14 protein-coding genes are annotated in these 17,134 nt (G+C 47.4%); 3 read left to right on the top strand and 11 right to left on the bottom strand.

Annotation, left to right across the window (positions count from 1 at the left end; genetic code table 11):
- Positions 1 to 189: transposase (locus tag ACWA2B_RS26445; RefSeq protein ID WP_449292809.1), on the top strand; the 189-nt coding region annotated here is incomplete at its 5' end.
- 130 nt (positions 190 to 319) lie between these two features.
- On the opposite strand, the gene dapF is transcribed toward ACWA2B_RS26445, so the two are convergent.
- Positions 320 to 1,153 (bottom strand): diaminopimelate epimerase, encoded by an 834-nt coding sequence (dapF, locus tag ACWA2B_RS26440; RefSeq protein ID WP_029517632.1) that lies wholly within the window; start codon positions 1,151 to 1,153, stop codon positions 320 to 322.
- Positions 1,154 to 1,262: 109 nt separating this feature from the next.
- A complete protein-coding gene (locus ACWA2B_RS26435) occupies positions 1,263 to 4,061 on the bottom strand; it encodes a calcium-translocating P-type ATPase, SERCA-type (RefSeq protein WP_342435179.1) in 2,799 nt (932 codons plus the stop codon).
- Between the two features lie 229 nt (positions 4,062 to 4,290).
- Between ACWA2B_RS26435 and ACWA2B_RS26430 the strand changes: the two genes are divergently transcribed.
- On the top strand, positions 4,291 to 6,036 hold the full coding sequence (locus ACWA2B_RS26430) for an Rqc2 family fibronectin-binding protein (RefSeq protein WP_165150248.1): 1,746 nt from the start codon (positions 4,291 to 4,293) through the stop codon (positions 6,034 to 6,036).
- Between the two features lie 93 nt (positions 6,037 to 6,129).
- On the opposite strand, the gene ACWA2B_RS26425 is transcribed toward ACWA2B_RS26430, so the two are convergent.
- From ACWA2B_RS26425 to ACWA2B_RS26385, 9 genes are all read right to left on the bottom strand, one after another.
- Positions 6,130 to 6,999, bottom strand: coding sequence for a PHP domain-containing protein (locus tag ACWA2B_RS26425; RefSeq protein ID WP_449292808.1), 870 nt, complete (start codon positions 6,997 to 6,999; stop codon positions 6,130 to 6,132).
- Positions 6,999 to 7,955, bottom strand: coding sequence for a selenium metabolism-associated LysR family transcriptional regulator (locus ACWA2B_RS26420; protein WP_069010585.1), 957 nt, complete (start codon positions 7,953 to 7,955; stop codon positions 6,999 to 7,001). Before ACWA2B_RS26420 ends, ACWA2B_RS26425 begins: the two co-directional genes overlap by 1 nt.
- Positions 7,956 to 8,166: 211 nt before the next feature.
- Positions 8,167 to 8,604, bottom strand: a complete 438-nt coding sequence (locus tag ACWA2B_RS26415) for a hypothetical protein (protein ID WP_340885824.1) — start codon at positions 8,602 to 8,604, stop codon at positions 8,167 to 8,169.
- A gap of 228 nt (positions 8,605 to 8,832) precedes the next feature.
- On the bottom strand, positions 8,833 to 9,093 hold the full coding sequence (locus ACWA2B_RS26410; protein WP_029517637.1) for a YlbG family protein: 261 nt from the start codon (positions 9,091 to 9,093) through the stop codon (positions 8,833 to 8,835).
- A gap of 38 nt (positions 9,094 to 9,131) precedes the next feature.
- Positions 9,132 to 9,572 (bottom strand): YlbF family regulator, encoded by a 441-nt coding sequence (locus ACWA2B_RS26405; RefSeq protein WP_013310906.1) that lies wholly within the window; start codon positions 9,570 to 9,572, stop codon positions 9,132 to 9,134.
- A gap of 108 nt (positions 9,573 to 9,680) precedes the next feature.
- Positions 9,681 to 11,705, bottom strand: a complete 2,025-nt coding sequence (locus ACWA2B_RS26400; RefSeq protein WP_342434281.1) for a helicase-associated domain-containing protein — start codon at positions 11,703 to 11,705, stop codon at positions 9,681 to 9,683.
- 6 nt (positions 11,706 to 11,711) lie between these two features.
- A complete protein-coding gene (locus tag ACWA2B_RS26395) occupies positions 11,712 to 13,478 on the bottom strand; it encodes a DNA repair helicase XPB (protein ID WP_340955864.1) in 1,767 nt (588 codons plus the stop codon).
- Between the two features lie 297 nt (positions 13,479 to 13,775).
- Positions 13,776 to 14,204, bottom strand: coding sequence for a CBS domain-containing protein (locus ACWA2B_RS26390; RefSeq protein ID WP_029517640.1), 429 nt, complete (start codon positions 14,202 to 14,204; stop codon positions 13,776 to 13,778).
- Positions 14,205 to 14,288: 84 nt separating this feature from the next.
- Positions 14,289 to 15,494: a M20 family metallopeptidase gene (locus ACWA2B_RS26385; RefSeq protein ID WP_340955866.1), complete on the bottom strand. Its 1,206-nt coding sequence runs from the start codon at positions 15,492 to 15,494 to the stop codon at positions 14,289 to 14,291.
- Positions 15,495 to 15,743: 249 nt separating this feature from the next.
- On the opposite strand from ACWA2B_RS26385, the gene ftsW reads away from it, so the two are divergent.
- Complete coding sequence (gene ftsW, locus ACWA2B_RS26380; protein ID WP_340955867.1) at positions 15,744 to 17,003, top strand: putative lipid II flippase FtsW; 1,260 nt, start codon at positions 15,744 to 15,746, stop codon at positions 17,001 to 17,003.
- The last annotated feature ends 131 nt before the right edge of the window (positions 17,004 to 17,134 follow it).

The following is a 17,134-nucleotide window of genomic DNA, read 5'->3' as shown; positions in this document are numbered from 1 at the left end:
AGCTTCGCGGATGCCAAAGAGCTCCATGGGTTTCGCTATTGCCGTTTGCGCGGTCTTCCAAACGTCAGGGAACAAGCCCTTATGACGGCAGCCGTGCAGAACATGAAGAAGATGGCGATCCACCTAGCTCGCCTGGAGAAACAGGGGTACCCCCCCTGCTTCTCCAGAGACCAGAGCATTATGATGTAAAAAAGAAACCCACGTCTCAAAATGACGGGGTTTCTCGACAATCTGAGAAGACCTACTAAGGTCTTCTTTTCACTCACTTCTATACGATTCATTAGTAGTTGCACGTTATCTTTATAGTCACATGATTGATTCAGAACAGACGACCTTCGTACACGATCTCAGCCGGACCCGTCATATATATGTGATTATCTTCCTCGCTCCATTCGATATCCAGATCGCCGCCCTTCAGGCTTACAATGGCGTGGCGGTCGCTATATCCGTTTAGTACAGAAGCAACAAGCGTAGCACAGGCTCCGGTTCCACAAGCTAGCGTCGGCCCGGCTCCTCTCTCCCATACTCTCATATCTATATGCTTACGGCTACGTACCGTGGCGAACTCAACATTTGTTTTTTTAGGGAATAACGGATGGCATTCCAGCTTTGGCCCCCAGGCTTCCAGATCAAAGCTTGGCGCATCCTCCACATAAATGACACAGTGCGGATTCCCCATAGATACAGCCGTAAAGCGAAAACCACTTCCTCCAGCTTCAATGGGCTCATTAATTACGCTAGTCAGATCCAGAGTAGTCGGAATCTTCAAACCCTCAAGAATTGGCTCTCCCATATCTACCTTCACCATACGAACAAGTCCATTCTCTACAGTTAGTTCGACCTGCTGTACACCTGCACCCAGCGTCTCAATCGTGATCTGTTCACGGTTGATATGCTTACGGTCATATACGTATTTGGCAGCACAACGGATAGCATTACCGCATTGTTCGGCCTCTGAGCCGTCCGAGTTAATAATGCGCATGCAGAAATCCGCTTTTTCTGATGGCAATATATATACCAACCCATCGGCGCCAACACCAAAATGTCGATCACATAGCCGAACAGCTAATTCCGAGGCGTCAGACGGCAACTCCTGATGCCCAAACCAAACGATAAAATCATTACCTAGACCGTTCATTTTTGTGAATTCCATAGCTTACCTCCGCCGTTGCTGCTGATGTCATGTTCCTCATGAAGCTTTGATCCCATGATATCATACAGGGCAATAGTGGGAAAGCGATGCGATATGCATAACCCGATTTCTAGGATGAAAACTTCGTACGTCCCGCTGAAAAGTGTGTATTTCCGCCGCGACGACGGTTGCGTCGACCGCCCCACACACTTCCCGCTCCCATCAGAAACGTCGGAATCCCAGCTGCGACAATGGATAGCGCCCACTCACGCAAACCGAGCGGTACCGTTTTGAAAATAGGTTGCAGCATAGGCACGTACATAACCACTAGCATTAGTACTATTGAAGACAGCACGGCAAGCACAAGATAACTATTTTGAAACGGATTACGATGGAAAATAGAACGGGAACTGCGGCAATCAAACACATGAATTAACTGCGCCAGAACTAGCGTAGCAAAGGCAACGGACTGTGCTTTGATCAGTTGTCCTGCGTCATCCGGTGCAATACGTAATGTCAGCCAGAAGGCCGCTAGCGTACATAAACCAATCAACAAGCCACGACTAATGATTTTCCAGCCCAGTCGACGAGCAAAAATATTTTCCTTTGCGCCACGAGGTTTGTGCTCCATGAGATCCTTTTCTGGTTGGTCCACCCCCAGAGCCATCGCTGGTAGGCCATCTGTCACCAGATTCACCCATAAAATCTGGATCGGTAACAAAGGTAATGGCAGCCCGGCCATCATGGCAAAAAACATCGTCAAAATTTCACCCACATTGGAGGCGAGTAGATAACGGATAAATTTACGGATATTCTCGTAAATATTCCGTCCTTCCTCAATTGCGGCTACAATCGTAGAGAAATTATCATCACTCAGAACAAGCGCAGCCGCTTCTTTGGTCACGTCCGTTCCTGTAATACCCATTGCAATGCCGATGTCCGACGCCTTTATCGCTGGAGCGTCATTGACGCCATCTCCAGTCATGGCTACGACATGTCCGCGCCTTTGCAGTGACTTGACGATCCGTAGCTTGTGCTCCGGCGAAACCCGTGCATATACAGAGACGGTATCAACGGCTTTGTCCAGCGACGCATCATCCATCGCAGACAATTCCTGTCCTGTTAACACGTGGGATCCGCGCTGAAAAATGCCCAGCTGCTGTGCAATGGCCTCTGCAGTTGTACCGTGATCTCCGGTAATCATCACAGTGCGAATGCCAGCACGACGACACTTGCCAATGGCTTCGCGAACCTCGCGACGTGGCGGATCAATCATGCCTGTCAGCCCGATAAAGATCAGTTGTGCTTCAGCCTCCTCAACCGTGGAGACACGCTCATGCGAGCGGATATCACGGTAAGCGACACCAAGTACACGTAGCGCCTCCGAGGCCATTCCTTCGTTAGCTGCCAGTACCTTTTGGCGCAGCGTACCCGTTAACGGAACGACATTTCCTTCCCATAAAATGTAGGAGCACTGGCCCAGCAATACATCCGGTGCACCTTTGGCAAAGACAATGTGTCCTCCCTGGTGGCGTACGAGTACCGACATTCGCTTCCGATCCGAGTCAAAAGGAAATTCTCGCTCCCTTGTGTATAGCTCATATAGCCCTTGTCGCGTGACTCCGCCCTTGGCAGCTAACGTGACCAGCGCTCCTTCCGTCGGATCACCCTTTAGCTCCCAAACGGAGGACGGCGTCGGCTCTTTGGTTTTCTTTTTCGAACGTAGCTCCTCTGTATCGGCTTGAACAATTTCCGCATTGTTGCAAAGCACACTGGCTTGCAGCAGTCTACGCAGAGATTGTCCGTTTTTAAGATCGGCAGGAAGGTCTCTATCCATAATATGCCCGTGAGGGTCATAGCCCTCTCCCGTAACTCCCCAGTAGCGGCCGTCCAGCCATAGCTTGGTAACCGTCATTTTATTTTGGGTCAGGGTACCCGTTTTGTCGGAACAAATGACAGATGCACAGCCGAGCGTTTCAACAGAAGGCAGCTTACGCACAATCGCCTTTCGTTTAATCATACGCTGCACACCCAATGCGAGCGCAATCGTCACAATAGCTGGCAACCCTTCCGGTATAGCCGCCACAGCCAAGCTCACTCCGGCCAAGAACATGCTCATGGCTGGCTGTCCATGTAAAATGCCTGCTACGACAACGAGCACCGTTAGCGCCAACGCTACGATAATCAAAATTTTGCCCAATTGCTCCAATCTGTGCTGCAACGGTGTCTCCTGCGACTCCGTATTTTCTATCAAGTCTGCGATCTTACCCATTTCGGTACTCATACCTGTACGTATAACTATTCCTTGTGCGGTTCCTCTAGTCATCATCGTGCCCATAAAACCGATGTTTTTTTGATCCCCAAGTGGTACCTCGGCGGCATGAATAGGGCGGCAATGCTTACTCACCGGAACCGATTCACCTGTCAGGGCGGACTCCTCTACATCACAGCCGTTCGTACTCAACCACCTTACATCTGCGGGAATGCGATCACCACTTTCCAGCAGCACAATATCACCCGGTACCAGTTCTCTGGCTTGAACTTGAATTCGTTTTCCGCCCCGCAACACTTTGGCCGTCGGAGCCGATAGTTGTCTCAAAGCTCGCAATGAACGCTCAGCTCTGAATTCCTGTACAAAGCCAAGAATTCCATTCAGTACAACAATAGCAATAATGGTAATCGCGTCCAAATACTCGCCAAGCAGGCCGGATATCAGGGTCGCTCCCATCAATACAAGCATCATAAAATCCTTGAACTGGTTGAGCAGCAGCAAGATTGCCGAAACTCGCTTCCCCTCGCTCAGCTCATTCCATCCTGACCTTTCTCTTCGTTCCGCAAGCTGTTCCTCCGAAAGACCCTGCTTCGGGTCGACTTCCAGACTTGTTGAAAGCTGTTCATTGCTTAATTGGTGCCAGTGTGCTTGTTCCATTCTCCCCAATTCCCTCCCGGTCAGATAGTCCGCTTCCGTCGGTTGTGCGTAGGATGGCTGCCCGTTATTATATTTTTGTGCCGCGATTGCTGATAAGCTGGACAGACTTTCTAGATTCAATCTATTCGGACAGGATCTGAAATATCACAAAGCCGCTTAAGTTTTGTCCCAAAGTTATGTATCATAGTAGGAAGGCGAAAATACATTTGCTTCAAAGGAGAACATAATTATGGCATTGGACGGAATCGTAACCCGCGCTATCGTACACGAACTGCAAGGCATCCGAGGCGGGCGCATTAATAAAATACATCAGCCAAACGATCGCGATATCGTGCTGAATCTGCGGGCACAAGGCGGAAGCGTAAAGCTGCTGCTGTCAGCTAATCCGACCTTCCCGCGTGTACATTTTACAGAACAAAGCTTTCTTAATCCGACAGAAGCCCCTATGTTTTGTATGCTTCTTCGCAAGCATTGCGAAGGAGGCGTTATTGAGAAAATCACGCAGGTGGGCATGGAGCGTATTATTCACATGGATGTACGTCAACGTGATGAACTGGGAGATGTTTCACTCAAACGAATTATCATTGAACTGATGGGCAGACACAGCAACATTATTTTGCTTGACCCGGAAACAGGCGTGATGCTAGATGGCATTCATCATGTTACACCGTCTATTAGCAGCTATCGGGTCATTATGCCCGGCTTTCAATACACGGAGCCTCCTGAACAAAACAAGCTAAATCCACTAGAAACAGAAGAGGCAGCTTTCATATCCTCGTATCAAACAGCACTCGAGGCCGGAGAAGCTCCCAAACGCTGGATCGTGAACACTTTTACTGGACTCAGTCCCCTCATTGCTGAAGAGATACTAACTCGAGTAACTAATGAAGTATCTGGTGATAGTGATCGTTCACTATGGAGTACATTCAGTCACATCATGGATGACGTGCGGAACCATCGTTTTCAGCCGGTATCTGGACTAAACGCACAAGATAAAGTGATATTCTCAGCCATTCCACTGACGTTGATCCAAGGAGAACGTAAGGAGTACGCTACGATCAGTGAGTGTATGGAAGACTTCTTCGGTGAAAAAGCAGAAAGGGATACGGTTAAGCAAAAGGTCAGTGACCTACTGCGGTTTCTGCAAAATGAGCGGAGTAAAAACGTAAAAAAACTCGACTATCTCCAACAGGATTTGGCCGAGGCGGAAGATGCCGATCAATTTCGCATTTATGGAGAGTTGCTGTTCGCTTCGCTGCATGAGGTGAAAAAAGGGGACAAAGAAGTGACGATCATCAACTTTTATGATGAGGAACAGCGTCCAATGTCCATCCCACTGGACCCACTACTCAACCCGTCGGATAATGCGCAACGGTATTTTAAAAAATACAACAAATATAAAAACAGCCTAGCTGTCATTGACGAACAACTGGAGAAAACGCACGAAGAAATCCGTTATATGGACAGTCTTCTTCAGCAGCTAGCCCATGCCTCTATGAATGACATTGAGGAAATACGTGAAGAACTGGTTCAGCAGGGCTATCTCAGAGATCGGGTCAAAAAAGGAAAGAAAAAGAAGAAAAACGACCGTCCAACCCTGCACGTCTATACATCATCCGAAGGTATCGAGTTACTGGTTGGCAAAAACAACTTGCAAAATGAATATGTAACAAATCGACTGGCCGGACCAAATGACACCTGGCTGCACACAAAGGATATTCCGGGGTCACACGTCGTTATACGTGCTGAGCAATTCGGAGATGCGACGCTGGAGGAAGCAGCTCAACTCGCTGCTTATTTTAGTCAGGCCAAGCAGTCCAGCAGTGTACCTGTGGACGCCACCCTGATTCGACATGTACGTAAGCCTAGCGGAGCCAAACCTGGCTTTGTCATCTACGACCATCAGCGTACGCTTTTCATTACACCCGATGAGGAACTAGTCAAAAAGCTGCCGAATCGCATCAAAAACGGTTAAATCTTACTAGCCTGTTGAACCCACAAAAAAAGCCCTTTGTTCTTTGCACGGTACACTTCTTGTGTTCCATGCATAAGGCAAGGGGCTTTTTATTTACTTTTGTCCAATAGCAGCCTTCCTCAATTCCTCGACTACCTGCCCTTCCACACTACGGCTACCCAGATCACCGTGAAAAATAACACCTTGACGCGCGCCGTGAAAATCCGAGCCGCCAGTTGCAATGAGGCCATATTGCGCCGCCATCGCAGTATATCGGCTCTCAGCCTCAGCATCATGGTCCGAATGTCGCACCTCCAAGCCCGCAGGCTTCGCCTCCTCTATAATAGAACGAACCAGCTCATCATTTCCGTACAAGCCAGGGTGGGCCACCACGGGTACCCCTCCTGCTTCACGAATCCAGTTTATGGCCTCCGCAGGCTCTACACGGGGTATAGACACATATCCGGGCGCTCCTTCCGCCAAGTAACGGTCAAACGCGTCCCGCATATCCTTCGCATATCCTTTTTGAACCAGCGTATCCGCCATATGCGGACGTCCAATGCTTTCATCTGGTGCCAGCGGTCTGCCCATCGTAGCCACCACTTCACCCAGTGTGATTTCCACACCCAGACTACGCAATTGACTCAAAATCAAATCATTACGGGTATCCCGTGCCTGGCGAAGCTTTTCCAACCGTTCCAAAAACACTTTATTGTGGTAATCCATAAAATAACCGAGTATATGAATATCCTTATCGCCAGCTCGAGTACTAATTTCCACTCCTGGCACCACAGTAATTCCTATGCGTTTTCCCTCTTCCAGAGCTTCCTCCAGGCCAGCTACCGTATCATGATCTGTAATGGCCACACCTGCCAGTCCTTTTTCCTTGGCCCAGCGCACATTATCTGCAGGTGGTTGCATTCCGTCAGATGCTTGGGTGTGTGTGTGTAAATCATATCGTTTTACGTTAATCTGCTCCTTCATTATACATCCTCCTTCTCTTTCACCTTTGCAAGCTCGTCCTGCGAGTCCCTCAGGACGTCCGTTCCCTGATCATGACGACGCAAGTAAGACAGGAAGGTTACTACCGGAATCGGCAACAACGCCGACTTCAAATGAATTGCATAAAATTCTCGTTTGAACGTGATATCTGAAATATTTACAATTTTCAATAATCCGAGCGCAACTTCATGCTTCACCGAAGATGGTGATAGCATGGTAATACCCAGTCCAGCCTCCACCGCCGATTTAACCGCTCCAGTGCTCCCCATCTCCATTACAATCCCAAGTCGGGAGGCATCCATACCACGATTTTTCAGCTCATCTTCTATTACTTGACGTGTACCAGATCCCTTTTCTCTGGCTACAAAAGGATGCTTGAACACATCTTCCAGAACCACTTTTTTAGCCTTGGCCAGCGCATGTCCTGAAGGCACAATCAATTTCAGTTCGTCCTGCATCACAGGTTCCACCACGATATCCGGATGCTGGACTGGGGCCTCAATCAGTCCTAAATTCAGCTGATGTTTTAGTATATCATCCATAATCTGAGTTGTATTCATCACATTCATCGCCATGCGTATATGAGGGTATTCCTGACCAAACGGTCCCAGCATTCTGGGTACAATATACTCACCAATCGTTAGGCTGGCGCCAATATGCAATCTTCCCTCCAACATGTGAGTAAAAGCAGACATCGCCTCGTCAGCTTCCCTGATCAGTTGCATGCTTTTTTTCGCAAAAGGCAGGAGTGTCGCTCCCGCCTCTGAAAGTTCGATTTTTTTAGTCGAACGTTGCAGCAGTTTTGTGCCAAAATAATCTTCCAAAGACTGAATTTGCATCGTCACCGCAGGTTGTGTCATATGCAGCGCTTGTGCCGCCGCCGAGAAGCTCCCGCGTTCCGCTACGGTATAAAAAATGTGCAACTGATGAAAGTTCATACTGACAGCCCTCTCCCCTCTGTTCTCCCTATTTTAACATAAGAAAAACGTCTGTCGAAGCATTTCCAAGTAAACTTACTGAATTGGGTAGTTTTATTATTGGAAAATAAAAAAAGCATGCAGCTAATAAGTGCATACTTTCTACTTAAACTTAACGGTATTCAGGAAGTTTGGAGATTTTTTCATCTGAAGCCGTTCTCCAAATGACCGTCTATTTTTGCTTACGAGTGCTTTTCATCAGTGTCATGCGCCGCGAATGGCGTAACCATGAATAGTATGACTTCAAATCCCTTAATTCAATGGTCTCCGACATCCGGCCCAAAAAGGTAATGACAATCATTTTGTGAAGCGGATTCCCCGCAATATCCATCTCGCCGGGCAACTCTCCAAATTCGGCCACGACGACCAGATCACCATCAATTAAATATACATCCTCTTCGTTATGATAATAGGACTCCATCCTGTTTTGCTTCAGGCATTCCCAAAGCCAGGCGGCGATATGATTCGTCTCGGACTGTTTCTGCTCTACCCGATCTAAGTAACGTGATTTCGCATGATTTGTTATCACGATATCGGCGACTTTTTTATCGCCCATCTCCACGTAGAACGGTTCGTATGTACTCCATCGCTGCATTGCTTTGTCACGCACGGGATCACTCTCCCCACCAGATAGGTCTTTATATCTACCAATATATTCATATGTTACCTCAACAGACCCGGGACTACAAGTTACAAAATTGAAGTTTATGGGTGATATTTAAGATTTTTTAGGTCTAACAGCATCAAGACCATTATGCAAAAGTCCTGACTTCACGAAAAAAAGCCAGCCTGTAGGCTGACCTTTCAAAAAATGTTTACAATTTATAGACATTTAATATTATATTTCATATTCTTTCATCTTTTCCTTATCGTCGTTGTAATCCGTCCTAATCTCATTTCGAAAAGAGCGCTCGACCTTACGCACATAGGAAAGTCTGCGAATATTTTTAACGGTGTCTTCTGCCCGATCCGCATTCATATATATCACTACATAATGCATACGCTTTGAAATAAAGTGGACATTTCCGTATTTCTCCAGATTGCGGGCAGCCTTGATATCGCTTACCCAAATGATGTACCCTGTCCGCTCGGCAAACATTCGCTTCATCTCCCCCCACTCGGTATCATTCCTATGACCTATCCACAGGAGCATTTCCCTCCGCTGCCACATCCGCCTTTTTTCACATTCGGATCATTGCTCGGCACCTTAATAGTCTCGGACACGGAATATGCAATCGTTTCAGACATGGCATGAAGCATATCATCCAGCGCCTTTTCGGCTCGTTTGAACTCCTTAACATCCACGAATTGTTCCAGTTCCAGCTCAACGACCTGCACTGCATCCTTCGCTTCATGATAGTTCGGATGAAAATGCCCAAAACGCTCCGTTTCCGCGAATAGCTCCTTTTTGGCATCCAGCTTGCGTACACACGCCTGAATAGACGGATTCAATTCCACACGCTGTTTCCAATATAAATAATCCGATACCTCAAAGGATCGGTTGACCATATCGCCCAATTCATAGGCGTTAATAAGCACTTCTGCCATATTGACCGTGTTCAATTCGGCTACGCTCATGAATGTTCATCTCACTTTATATAAAGTTCTACCCTGTAAAAGTAGACTCATTTATCATACCACATCCTTCTTTTGAGAAGAAGGAGTTTCATGCACTTCCTGGCCCTACTATGTAAAAGGAACCAGCAAGCGCATGTCTGACCATTCACTTGGCTGTAAGGTCGCAGGAGAAAGTGTTTCGTCATCCCTTCCTGAGGCATACCAGCCTGTGACACTCCATGGTGCACCGGAAACCACCGCCTCCGGTATCCATTTAACCTCTTTCCCACCGATTCGCAGCCCCACAGCAGCCTGCCAACGAATCGCTTGCTCGATCAACTGCCGGGCAGTGGAAGTATGGTAACTCCTCCATTCTTTTGTCCATGAGGAGGGGACTGTAGATCTTTCTGGAAAATAGTCAGACGGATCAGGCAGTGTATGCTCTTGTTCGTAAAAGTGCAGCGTTCGCCCTGTATAAACCAAACCTGCTCTCCCCTCTTGGGAAAATATAGAACGGGCTTGAATAGGTTCGGACTCCATTTCACTGTTGAGGCTGCCTGAATTTATGTTCTCTGTTTCCGAAATCAGTGGATAATGATGAGCTGGCTCGTCCACACCTTCGGGTTCACGACGTGGACCTAATCCTATTGCAGCAAGCGTTTTTCGTATTTTGACAACAGAGCTCGCCGGAATAATAAAGTCCTTGTCGCCAAGCCGTTCCAGCAATCCTTCCAGCGCGGGATGGCGTGCAACCATGTCTGCATCCTCCTGTGTGCTACATCGCAAAAGTGTTACCGTTGCAAATGCCGTCCGTCCGACATCGCCTGCCCACTGTTCTACCGCCATACGTACATGATCAGGCACGCCTGTCCGGCTGAACTTGTCCAGTAGAGCAGGAATTGCTTTAGCTTCCATCCCTAACTCGATTGCCTCTGTAACACTTTCTCTGGTGATCCGGTATATTGCCATCCGATCTCCTGTCACACGTTCACAGCAGCATTCCAGTCGCCAGCGCACATCATATGCCACATCTGGCGGAACCAATATTTCAAAATCAGGTTGTACATAAAAAGTACCTTGTTCTTGATTTGTATCCTCGTAATTATTGGGACGAAGCATGTCTAACACAGATACATTCCAGCGAAAACACAGTTTACCCGATGCAGTCTGGCCCCAATCACCCATTCCAAACGCAGTCAGGGCCTTCAGCCAACCCTCCAATCCCTCCATGAAAGATCCATTAAAATTAAAATCAGAACCCGTTTCTCCCGCAAACCCTTCCGGATTTGAGGTTGTAGGAATAAGGTCTAAAAGGGCGCCGTTCTTGGAATCAGCTCCGCTCGTACTCTCCTGCTGGATTAGGCCTACTTGAAGCATCCATTGCAGCAGACACTTGATAGATATCCACCCTTCTATCCCCATATACTGGGAGACGGCACACAGCATATAGCGAAAATGCTGCATGGATGCTTCGGCCTTGCCGTATCTTTCCATGAGTGTAGCAAAAATATGCTTGCGCATTTGCCAAGCAGACAAACGAATCCAAGTCGCCAGTTCCGTTTCCTGAATGCGAAAAGACACCGTTTCTTTCACTAACAGCCCCAAACTGAGTAGCAAATCCATCATGACCACCGTTTGCACAGGATACAGCTCTGCATGCGCATAATGCAACCCAAGACCCATCAGGTCCTCCGGGCGAAAGGGGGTCAGTTCATTCAATTTTTGCAATGATCGCTTATGTATGGTTCCTTTGGCCGTCAAAGGGACGCCCTGTACTGCAATACGTGACAACGCATGCAGCAATTCCGACTCCAGGCCTGTCATTGATTCATGTACCGTTATCGGATGATCCGAATGCATCATGTTCATTGGATTTTCCTCTAACAACATATCGTACAGATCCGGTAGTCGATAAACCGGGATATATAAAATTCGTTCGCCCCACGATTTGGTAACAGCCTCGAGCCAGCCCCGGGCACGTAATCCACGCAGTGCCAGTTTCGTTTCGACTCCGCTTAACGATCCCCGGGTAAGCTGTATAGGTTCTTCTTCCTTCATGGGCTGTCCCGCGTGCCGAATAAAGCATCGTCTAAGTACCAGCAGCTCATCCGATGAAAGCTCATTCCAGCTGTCTTGCGTGTTCGTTACGCCCATTCTTGATTAGGCCTCCTTTTTCTTTCCACGATCTCCAGACTTAGCATCCCTGCTTCCAATAGCCTCTGTCACACTAAATCTGCGAACCGCATATTCATAGCCTTGCTCAATCAGGAACAGCTGACGACGAGCTGCAAAATCCATCTCCTTGCTATTCTCCGTCACTAGAGCATAAAAATAAGCTTTATTCTCGCCTGACTTTGGTCGCAAAATGCGTCCCAGTCGCTGCGCTTCTTCCTGGCGAGAGCCAAAGCTGCCCGATACCTCTATGGCTACTGCTGCATCCGGCAGATCCACCGCAAAGTTTGCAACCTTGGACACCAATAGGGTCCGAATTGCACCCTTGCGGAATGCATCAAACCAACGCACCCGCTCCGTCTGGCTCATTGAACCCGTAATCAGTGGGACACCGAGCTCCTGAGCCAATGTACGCAACTGGTCCAAATATTGACCAATAATGAGCGTGGGCAAACCACTGTGCTGCTGCATCAGGCTACGCACCGCCTCCAGTTTGATCGGATTTTCGGCTGCAATTCGGTACTGCTGTCTGCCCTCAGCACGCATACTGCGCTCCAAAAGTTCAGCTGTCATTGGAAGCCGCAACTCCACACAATCGACCTGAGCGATCCAGCCCTGTCGCTCCAGCTCCTTCCATGGCATATCATACCGTTTGGGCCCAATTAAAGAGAACACATCCCGTTCACAACCATCCTCTCGAACCAGCGTGGCCGTTAACCCCAAACGACGGGTAGCCTGAATGTCAGCCGTCGCCCGGAATACTGGCGCGGGCAGCAAATGAACCTCATCATATATAATGAGTCCCCACTTCCGCTCACTCAGCAGTTTCATATGCTCAAAATCCCCATCCTTGGTGCGACGGTGTGTCAAAATTTGGTATGTTGCCACCGTAATCGGGCGCACTTCTTTTTTCTGACCACTATATTCCCCGATGGAATCGGCAGAAATATCCGTCTTTTGCTTTAATTCTTCTACCCATTGCCGTACAGAAGTAGTATTAGATGTTAGAATAAGCACTTCACACTGAAGCCGATTCATCACCGCCATGCCTATCACTGTTTTTCCAGCTCCGCATGGAAGCACCAGTACACCACTACCCCCTAAGCCGTCGGCTCCTTCAAACGCATCAGCGGCCTTTACTTGATAATCACGAAGCCGCAACTTCGTTTGTCCCTTTCCCAAGGTAAAACTAAGCTGATTCCCTTCAAGATAGCCTGCCGTATCCACAACGGGATATCCCAAGCGAGTTAATTCCTGCTTGAGCAAGCCCCGACTTTCGGGCGGGACCGATGCGCTTTCCTCATCAACGCGAAGTAAACCAAGCTGTATTAGCTCTTGCTTGGTCAGTAGCTCATCCAGTAAAGCGGGGGTCTCTGCTGCCAAGATCAAGCGATCACCTATTGCATAGCTGTTGGCTTTCCCTGTCTTTATACCTCCGTTTTCTTTCGTACCTCGTGAAAGCGTCAACGTCCCATAGCGAGAAACGAGCTGTTCAATATCATTCAACAAATCACGTGGAATATCCCAACGGGAAATGGAATACAAACTATTTTGAATGTCCTCAGCACTCCATCCGAGGGCAACTGCATTCCACAAAGACAGTGGAGTGATGTGGTATGTATGAAAAGCGGACGGACTTTTAACCAGCTCCGCATAAATCTGCAACTGTGAACGAGCCCATTCCGAACCGGGCAAGCCCATTTCCAGCAGAACGGTAAAATCACGTTGTACAATACAAGGATGATCTGGATTCATGACTACCTCCTGATAATCTAACAATACATCATTTTAAAGTTGAATCAATTTCATAACTCATTAAAGTTTGGTGGTTGTAACTAGATACAGACAAATCGAATCATTTTGATCTATAACTAGTTTTGATTGAAGCAGCTAAAGGTATTATGAAATTGATTTAGTTATATAATAAATAGCTTATCCGTTTATTCGAATATCAACCAGAATAGCAAGGAGTCCAACCCATATTCGGGTTGAACTCCTGATTTAACGCCCGGGGTTAAGACCCCCCAACAAATGCCTACCTTAATTATTCTTCTAGTGGACCTGCTCGGAAATATGACTAAGCGCCTCTCCAGCGTTGTCTGCAAAAATATTACGAACAGCCAAATCCCCGATTGAGACAATCCCGATCAGACGGTCTCCTTCCGTCACAGGCAACCGACGGATTTGCTGCTCCGCCATCAGTTCAGCTGCTTGGTCCACCGACATGTCCGCACTGGCTGTACGAATACCTGTCGTCATAACCGTATCGACTGAACCCGAACCCGAATTTTTAGCCGCATAACCGCGAACGACAAGATCACGGTCCGTTACTACGCCGATCAACTTATCACTGCCTTCGCTTTCCACAACCGGAATAAAACCAGTATCATTGTCCTTCATTTTGACCGCAATTTCATAAATATTGTCCTGCGGGGTAACCGTTACGCATTCTTTAGTCATAACTTCCTGAACCTTTTTCATGGGTACTCCCTCCTTTTCAAGAGTAGGGTACCCCATTTCATTCAGCTCATACTCCAGATTGAACCGTTCCCAATTCAACTCATTTTAGCCCTTAATTGCCCCTGCTTTTCGTTCCGCAGCGTATCCCGTAGACATCGCAATAAACAACCGAACCGCGTTAATCATAGCATCCTCATCAAAGTCAAATTTAGGATGATGGTGTGGATAAACCGCTCCTTTAGCTGGGTTACCCGCTCCTACGAACATGAAGCAACCTGGCACACGTTCCAAATAATACGCAAAATCTTCAGCAGGCATCAGCTTCGACGCTTCCTGTACATTCTCCTTGCCGAAAACAGATTTTGCTTCATTAAAGAAACGAGATGCTTCATGTGCGTCATTGACAACTGGTGGGTATCCCATAATATAGCGAACCTGTGCTGTTGTACCGTATGTTGCGGCTGTGAGCTCTGTTACCTCATGCAGTCGCTCCTTCATCACCGTTCGTGTCTCCTCATCAAACGTACGAATCGTTCCACTCAAGCGACACGTTTCTGCGATCACATTTTGCGCAGAGCCCCCTTGGATGGTTCCCACCGTCAGCACGGCAGGTCGTAATGGGTCGACTGAACGACTTACGACACTTTGCAATTGCATGACAAGAGCTGAGCCCGCCACGACACTATCATTAGTGGACTGAGGCATCCCACCATGCCCACCCTTACCTGTGATTTCAATATAAAAATCATCTGCCGCCGCCATCAGCGGCCCTGCACAACTCGCAGCCGTTCCGACAGGAAAAGGTGTCCATAAATGGATACCATAAATGACGTCCACACCTTCCAATATACCATCCTTTATTACACTGACCGCTCCGCCAGGCAGCAATTCCTCCGCAGGTTGGAACAACAACCGAATTTCTCCTTGCAGCTCGTCCCGATTCAGACTGAAATAGTAAGCCGTTCCAAGTAGCGCGGATGTATGTCCATCATGGCCGCAAGCATGCATGGCTCCGTCTACGTTGGAGCGATATTCACATTCCTTTTCATCCTGAATAGGAAGAGCATCCATATCGGCACGCAGCAGGACGACAGGCCCGGGTTTAGCACCACGAATGGTGCCTACAACACCGTGTCCCCCTACCTGACGGCGAATCTCGATTCCCCAACTCTCCAACTTATCCGCTACAAAAGCTGCAGTTTTGCTTTCCTGAAAGGAAATTTCGGGATTCTTATGTAAATGTCTACGCCACTCCACCATATTTTCTTGCAACTGGTCAAACCAGGTCTTGTCTAGCGCATGTTGTGTCATATTGCTCCACCTCTCCTTTTAAAGCACCGGGCAAGTTCCCGATTCATCTTGCAGCGTCACCACGTATGCACCGCTGCTCTCAAGTCTTCATTTTTATCCTATTGTAGCAGATATGGAATTGTTGTGATATCTGTTGCTTCAGGGAGGTTGCAGAAGCCCATCAAACATAATATGATAAAATGGGTAAACGATAAAATGATAACCGTCTGCGAGGAATATACCTTGTGGCGAATACCGGGGGAAGCTGATATGAGAAATACGAAGCCGGAGACTCGAAGAAGAGGCACACCGGATTTCCAATTGCTGATCCTCACTTTGTTACTGGTTGGATTCGGTGTAATTATGGTATTTAGCTCCAGCTCCAGCGTAGCTTTGCTGAATAAAGAATATAATTTTGACTCTTTATATTTTGTGAAGCGCCAATCTGCATTTGCTGTACTTGGACTTTTTATTATGTTGGTAGCTATGAATATTAAGATGGAAAAATATAAAAAGCTTTTTGTACCTTTATTTTTCATAACTATATTACTGCTAATCATCGTTCTTTTTACAGGCTCACTTAACGGCGCAAAAAGCTGGCTCAGGTTTGGTAGTGTTGGTTTCCAGCCAACGGAGCTTGCGAAAATTTCCATCATTCTTTACTTATCTGCACTGATTGTCAAAAAAGGAGATCGCTTTAGAGATCTGCGGACTGGCTACATACCTGTAACAGTCATTGTAGGCTGTGTTGCAGGACTCATCATGCTTCAACCTGATTTAGGCTCCTGCTTCATTTTGGTTGCTACGAGTGGTCTGATTATTTATGCCGGGGGAGCCAGTGTCAAGCATATTACAGCATCCATTGTTCTGCTCGTGCTAGGCGCTTCCATCGTATTTGGTATTGGGTCGTTGTTTGGAGGAGATTCTGGAACCACAGATGGACAAGTTGCTGCCAAGCAAGATTATAAAATCGGACGCTTTCAAGCCTTTCTTAATCCCGAGAAATATAGACAAGGAACGGGATACAATCTGGTACAGTCCTTGCAAGCTATAGGTGAAGGCGGCTTAAACGGCTCAGGCTTTGGTAAAGGTATTATCAAGCTTCACTATCTTCCTAATTCATTTAATGATTTTATCTTTTCTGTAATTGGTGAAGAATTCGGATTTATCGGAACAGCCATATTCCTGATGCTATATTTGTATTTCATTTGGCGAGGCATGATCATTGCTCTGCGTTGCCATGATCCGTTCGGAACGTTGGTAGGCACCGGTATCATGGGTTTGATCGCCATTCAGGCCTTCATTAACATCGGCGGTGTAACCCAAACGATTCCTATCACTGGCGTAACGCTTCCATTTATCAGCTTTGGTGGCTCCTCCTTGCTTGTCATGATGTTTTCGATGGGCATTATGCTCAGTATTTCTCGTGAGAACACCAAACAAGCGGTGCAGGAACGCACCACAGGGGTGGCTGTCCGTAATGAAGTACCCAATCGCTTTCAAACTCGTAGAACCAACCGTTTTCGCTAAAAAAAGAACTTCCAAGGACCACTTACAACGGTGGCTTTGGAAGTTCTTTTGGTTATGTATAAAAATACGGAAACCCTCTGCAAAAATGGCTATGCTGTTGATTCATAAAACGAAAACTGGCGATTCTATAA

It is taken from the genome of Paenibacillus sp. CMM36, assembly GCF_053570945.1.
The sequence above is the reverse complement of the archived record's forward strand: the minus strand, read 5'-3'. Positions and strand labels throughout refer to the sequence as shown.

Excerpts from the sequence above, each read along its gene's own strand:
- dapF (WP_029517632.1), bottom strand. The coding sequence starts at position 1,153 with ATGGAATTCACAAAAATGAACGGTCTAGGTAATGATTTTATCGTTTGG.
- ACWA2B_RS26435 (WP_342435179.1), bottom strand. The coding sequence starts at position 4,061 with ATGGAACAAGCACACTGGCACCAATTAAGCAATGAACAGCTTTCAACA.
- ACWA2B_RS26430 (WP_165150248.1), top strand. The coding sequence starts at position 4,291 with ATGGCATTGGACGGAATCGTAACCCGCGCTATCGTACACGAACTGCAA.
- ACWA2B_RS26425 (WP_449292808.1), bottom strand. The coding sequence starts at position 6,999 with ATGAAGGAGCAGATTAACGTAAAACGATATGATTTACACACACACACC.
- ACWA2B_RS26420 (WP_069010585.1), bottom strand. The coding sequence starts at position 7,955 with ATGAACTTTCATCAGTTGCACATTTTTTATACCGTAGCGGAACGCGGG.
- ACWA2B_RS26410 (WP_029517637.1), bottom strand. The coding sequence starts at position 9,093 with ATGTTTGCCGAGCGGACAGGGTACATCATTTGGGTAAGCGATATCAAG.
- ACWA2B_RS26405 (WP_013310906.1), bottom strand. The coding sequence starts at position 9,572 with ATGAGCGTAGCCGAATTGAACACGGTCAATATGGCAGAAGTGCTTATT.
- ACWA2B_RS26400 (WP_342434281.1), bottom strand. The coding sequence starts at position 11,705 with ATGGGCGTAACGAACACGCAAGACAGCTGGAATGAGCTTTCATCGGAT.
- ACWA2B_RS26395 (WP_340955864.1), bottom strand. The coding sequence starts at position 13,478 with ATGAATCCAGATCATCCTTGTATTGTACAACGTGATTTTACCGTTCTG.
- ACWA2B_RS26390 (WP_029517640.1), bottom strand. The coding sequence starts at position 14,204 with ATGAAAAAGGTTCAGGAAGTTATGACTAAAGAATGCGTAACGGTTACC.
- ACWA2B_RS26385 (WP_340955866.1), bottom strand. The coding sequence starts at position 15,494 with ATGACACAACATGCGCTAGACAAGACCTGGTTTGACCAGTTGCAAGAA.
- ftsW (WP_340955867.1), top strand. The coding sequence starts at position 15,744 with ATGAGAAATACGAAGCCGGAGACTCGAAGAAGAGGCACACCGGATTTC.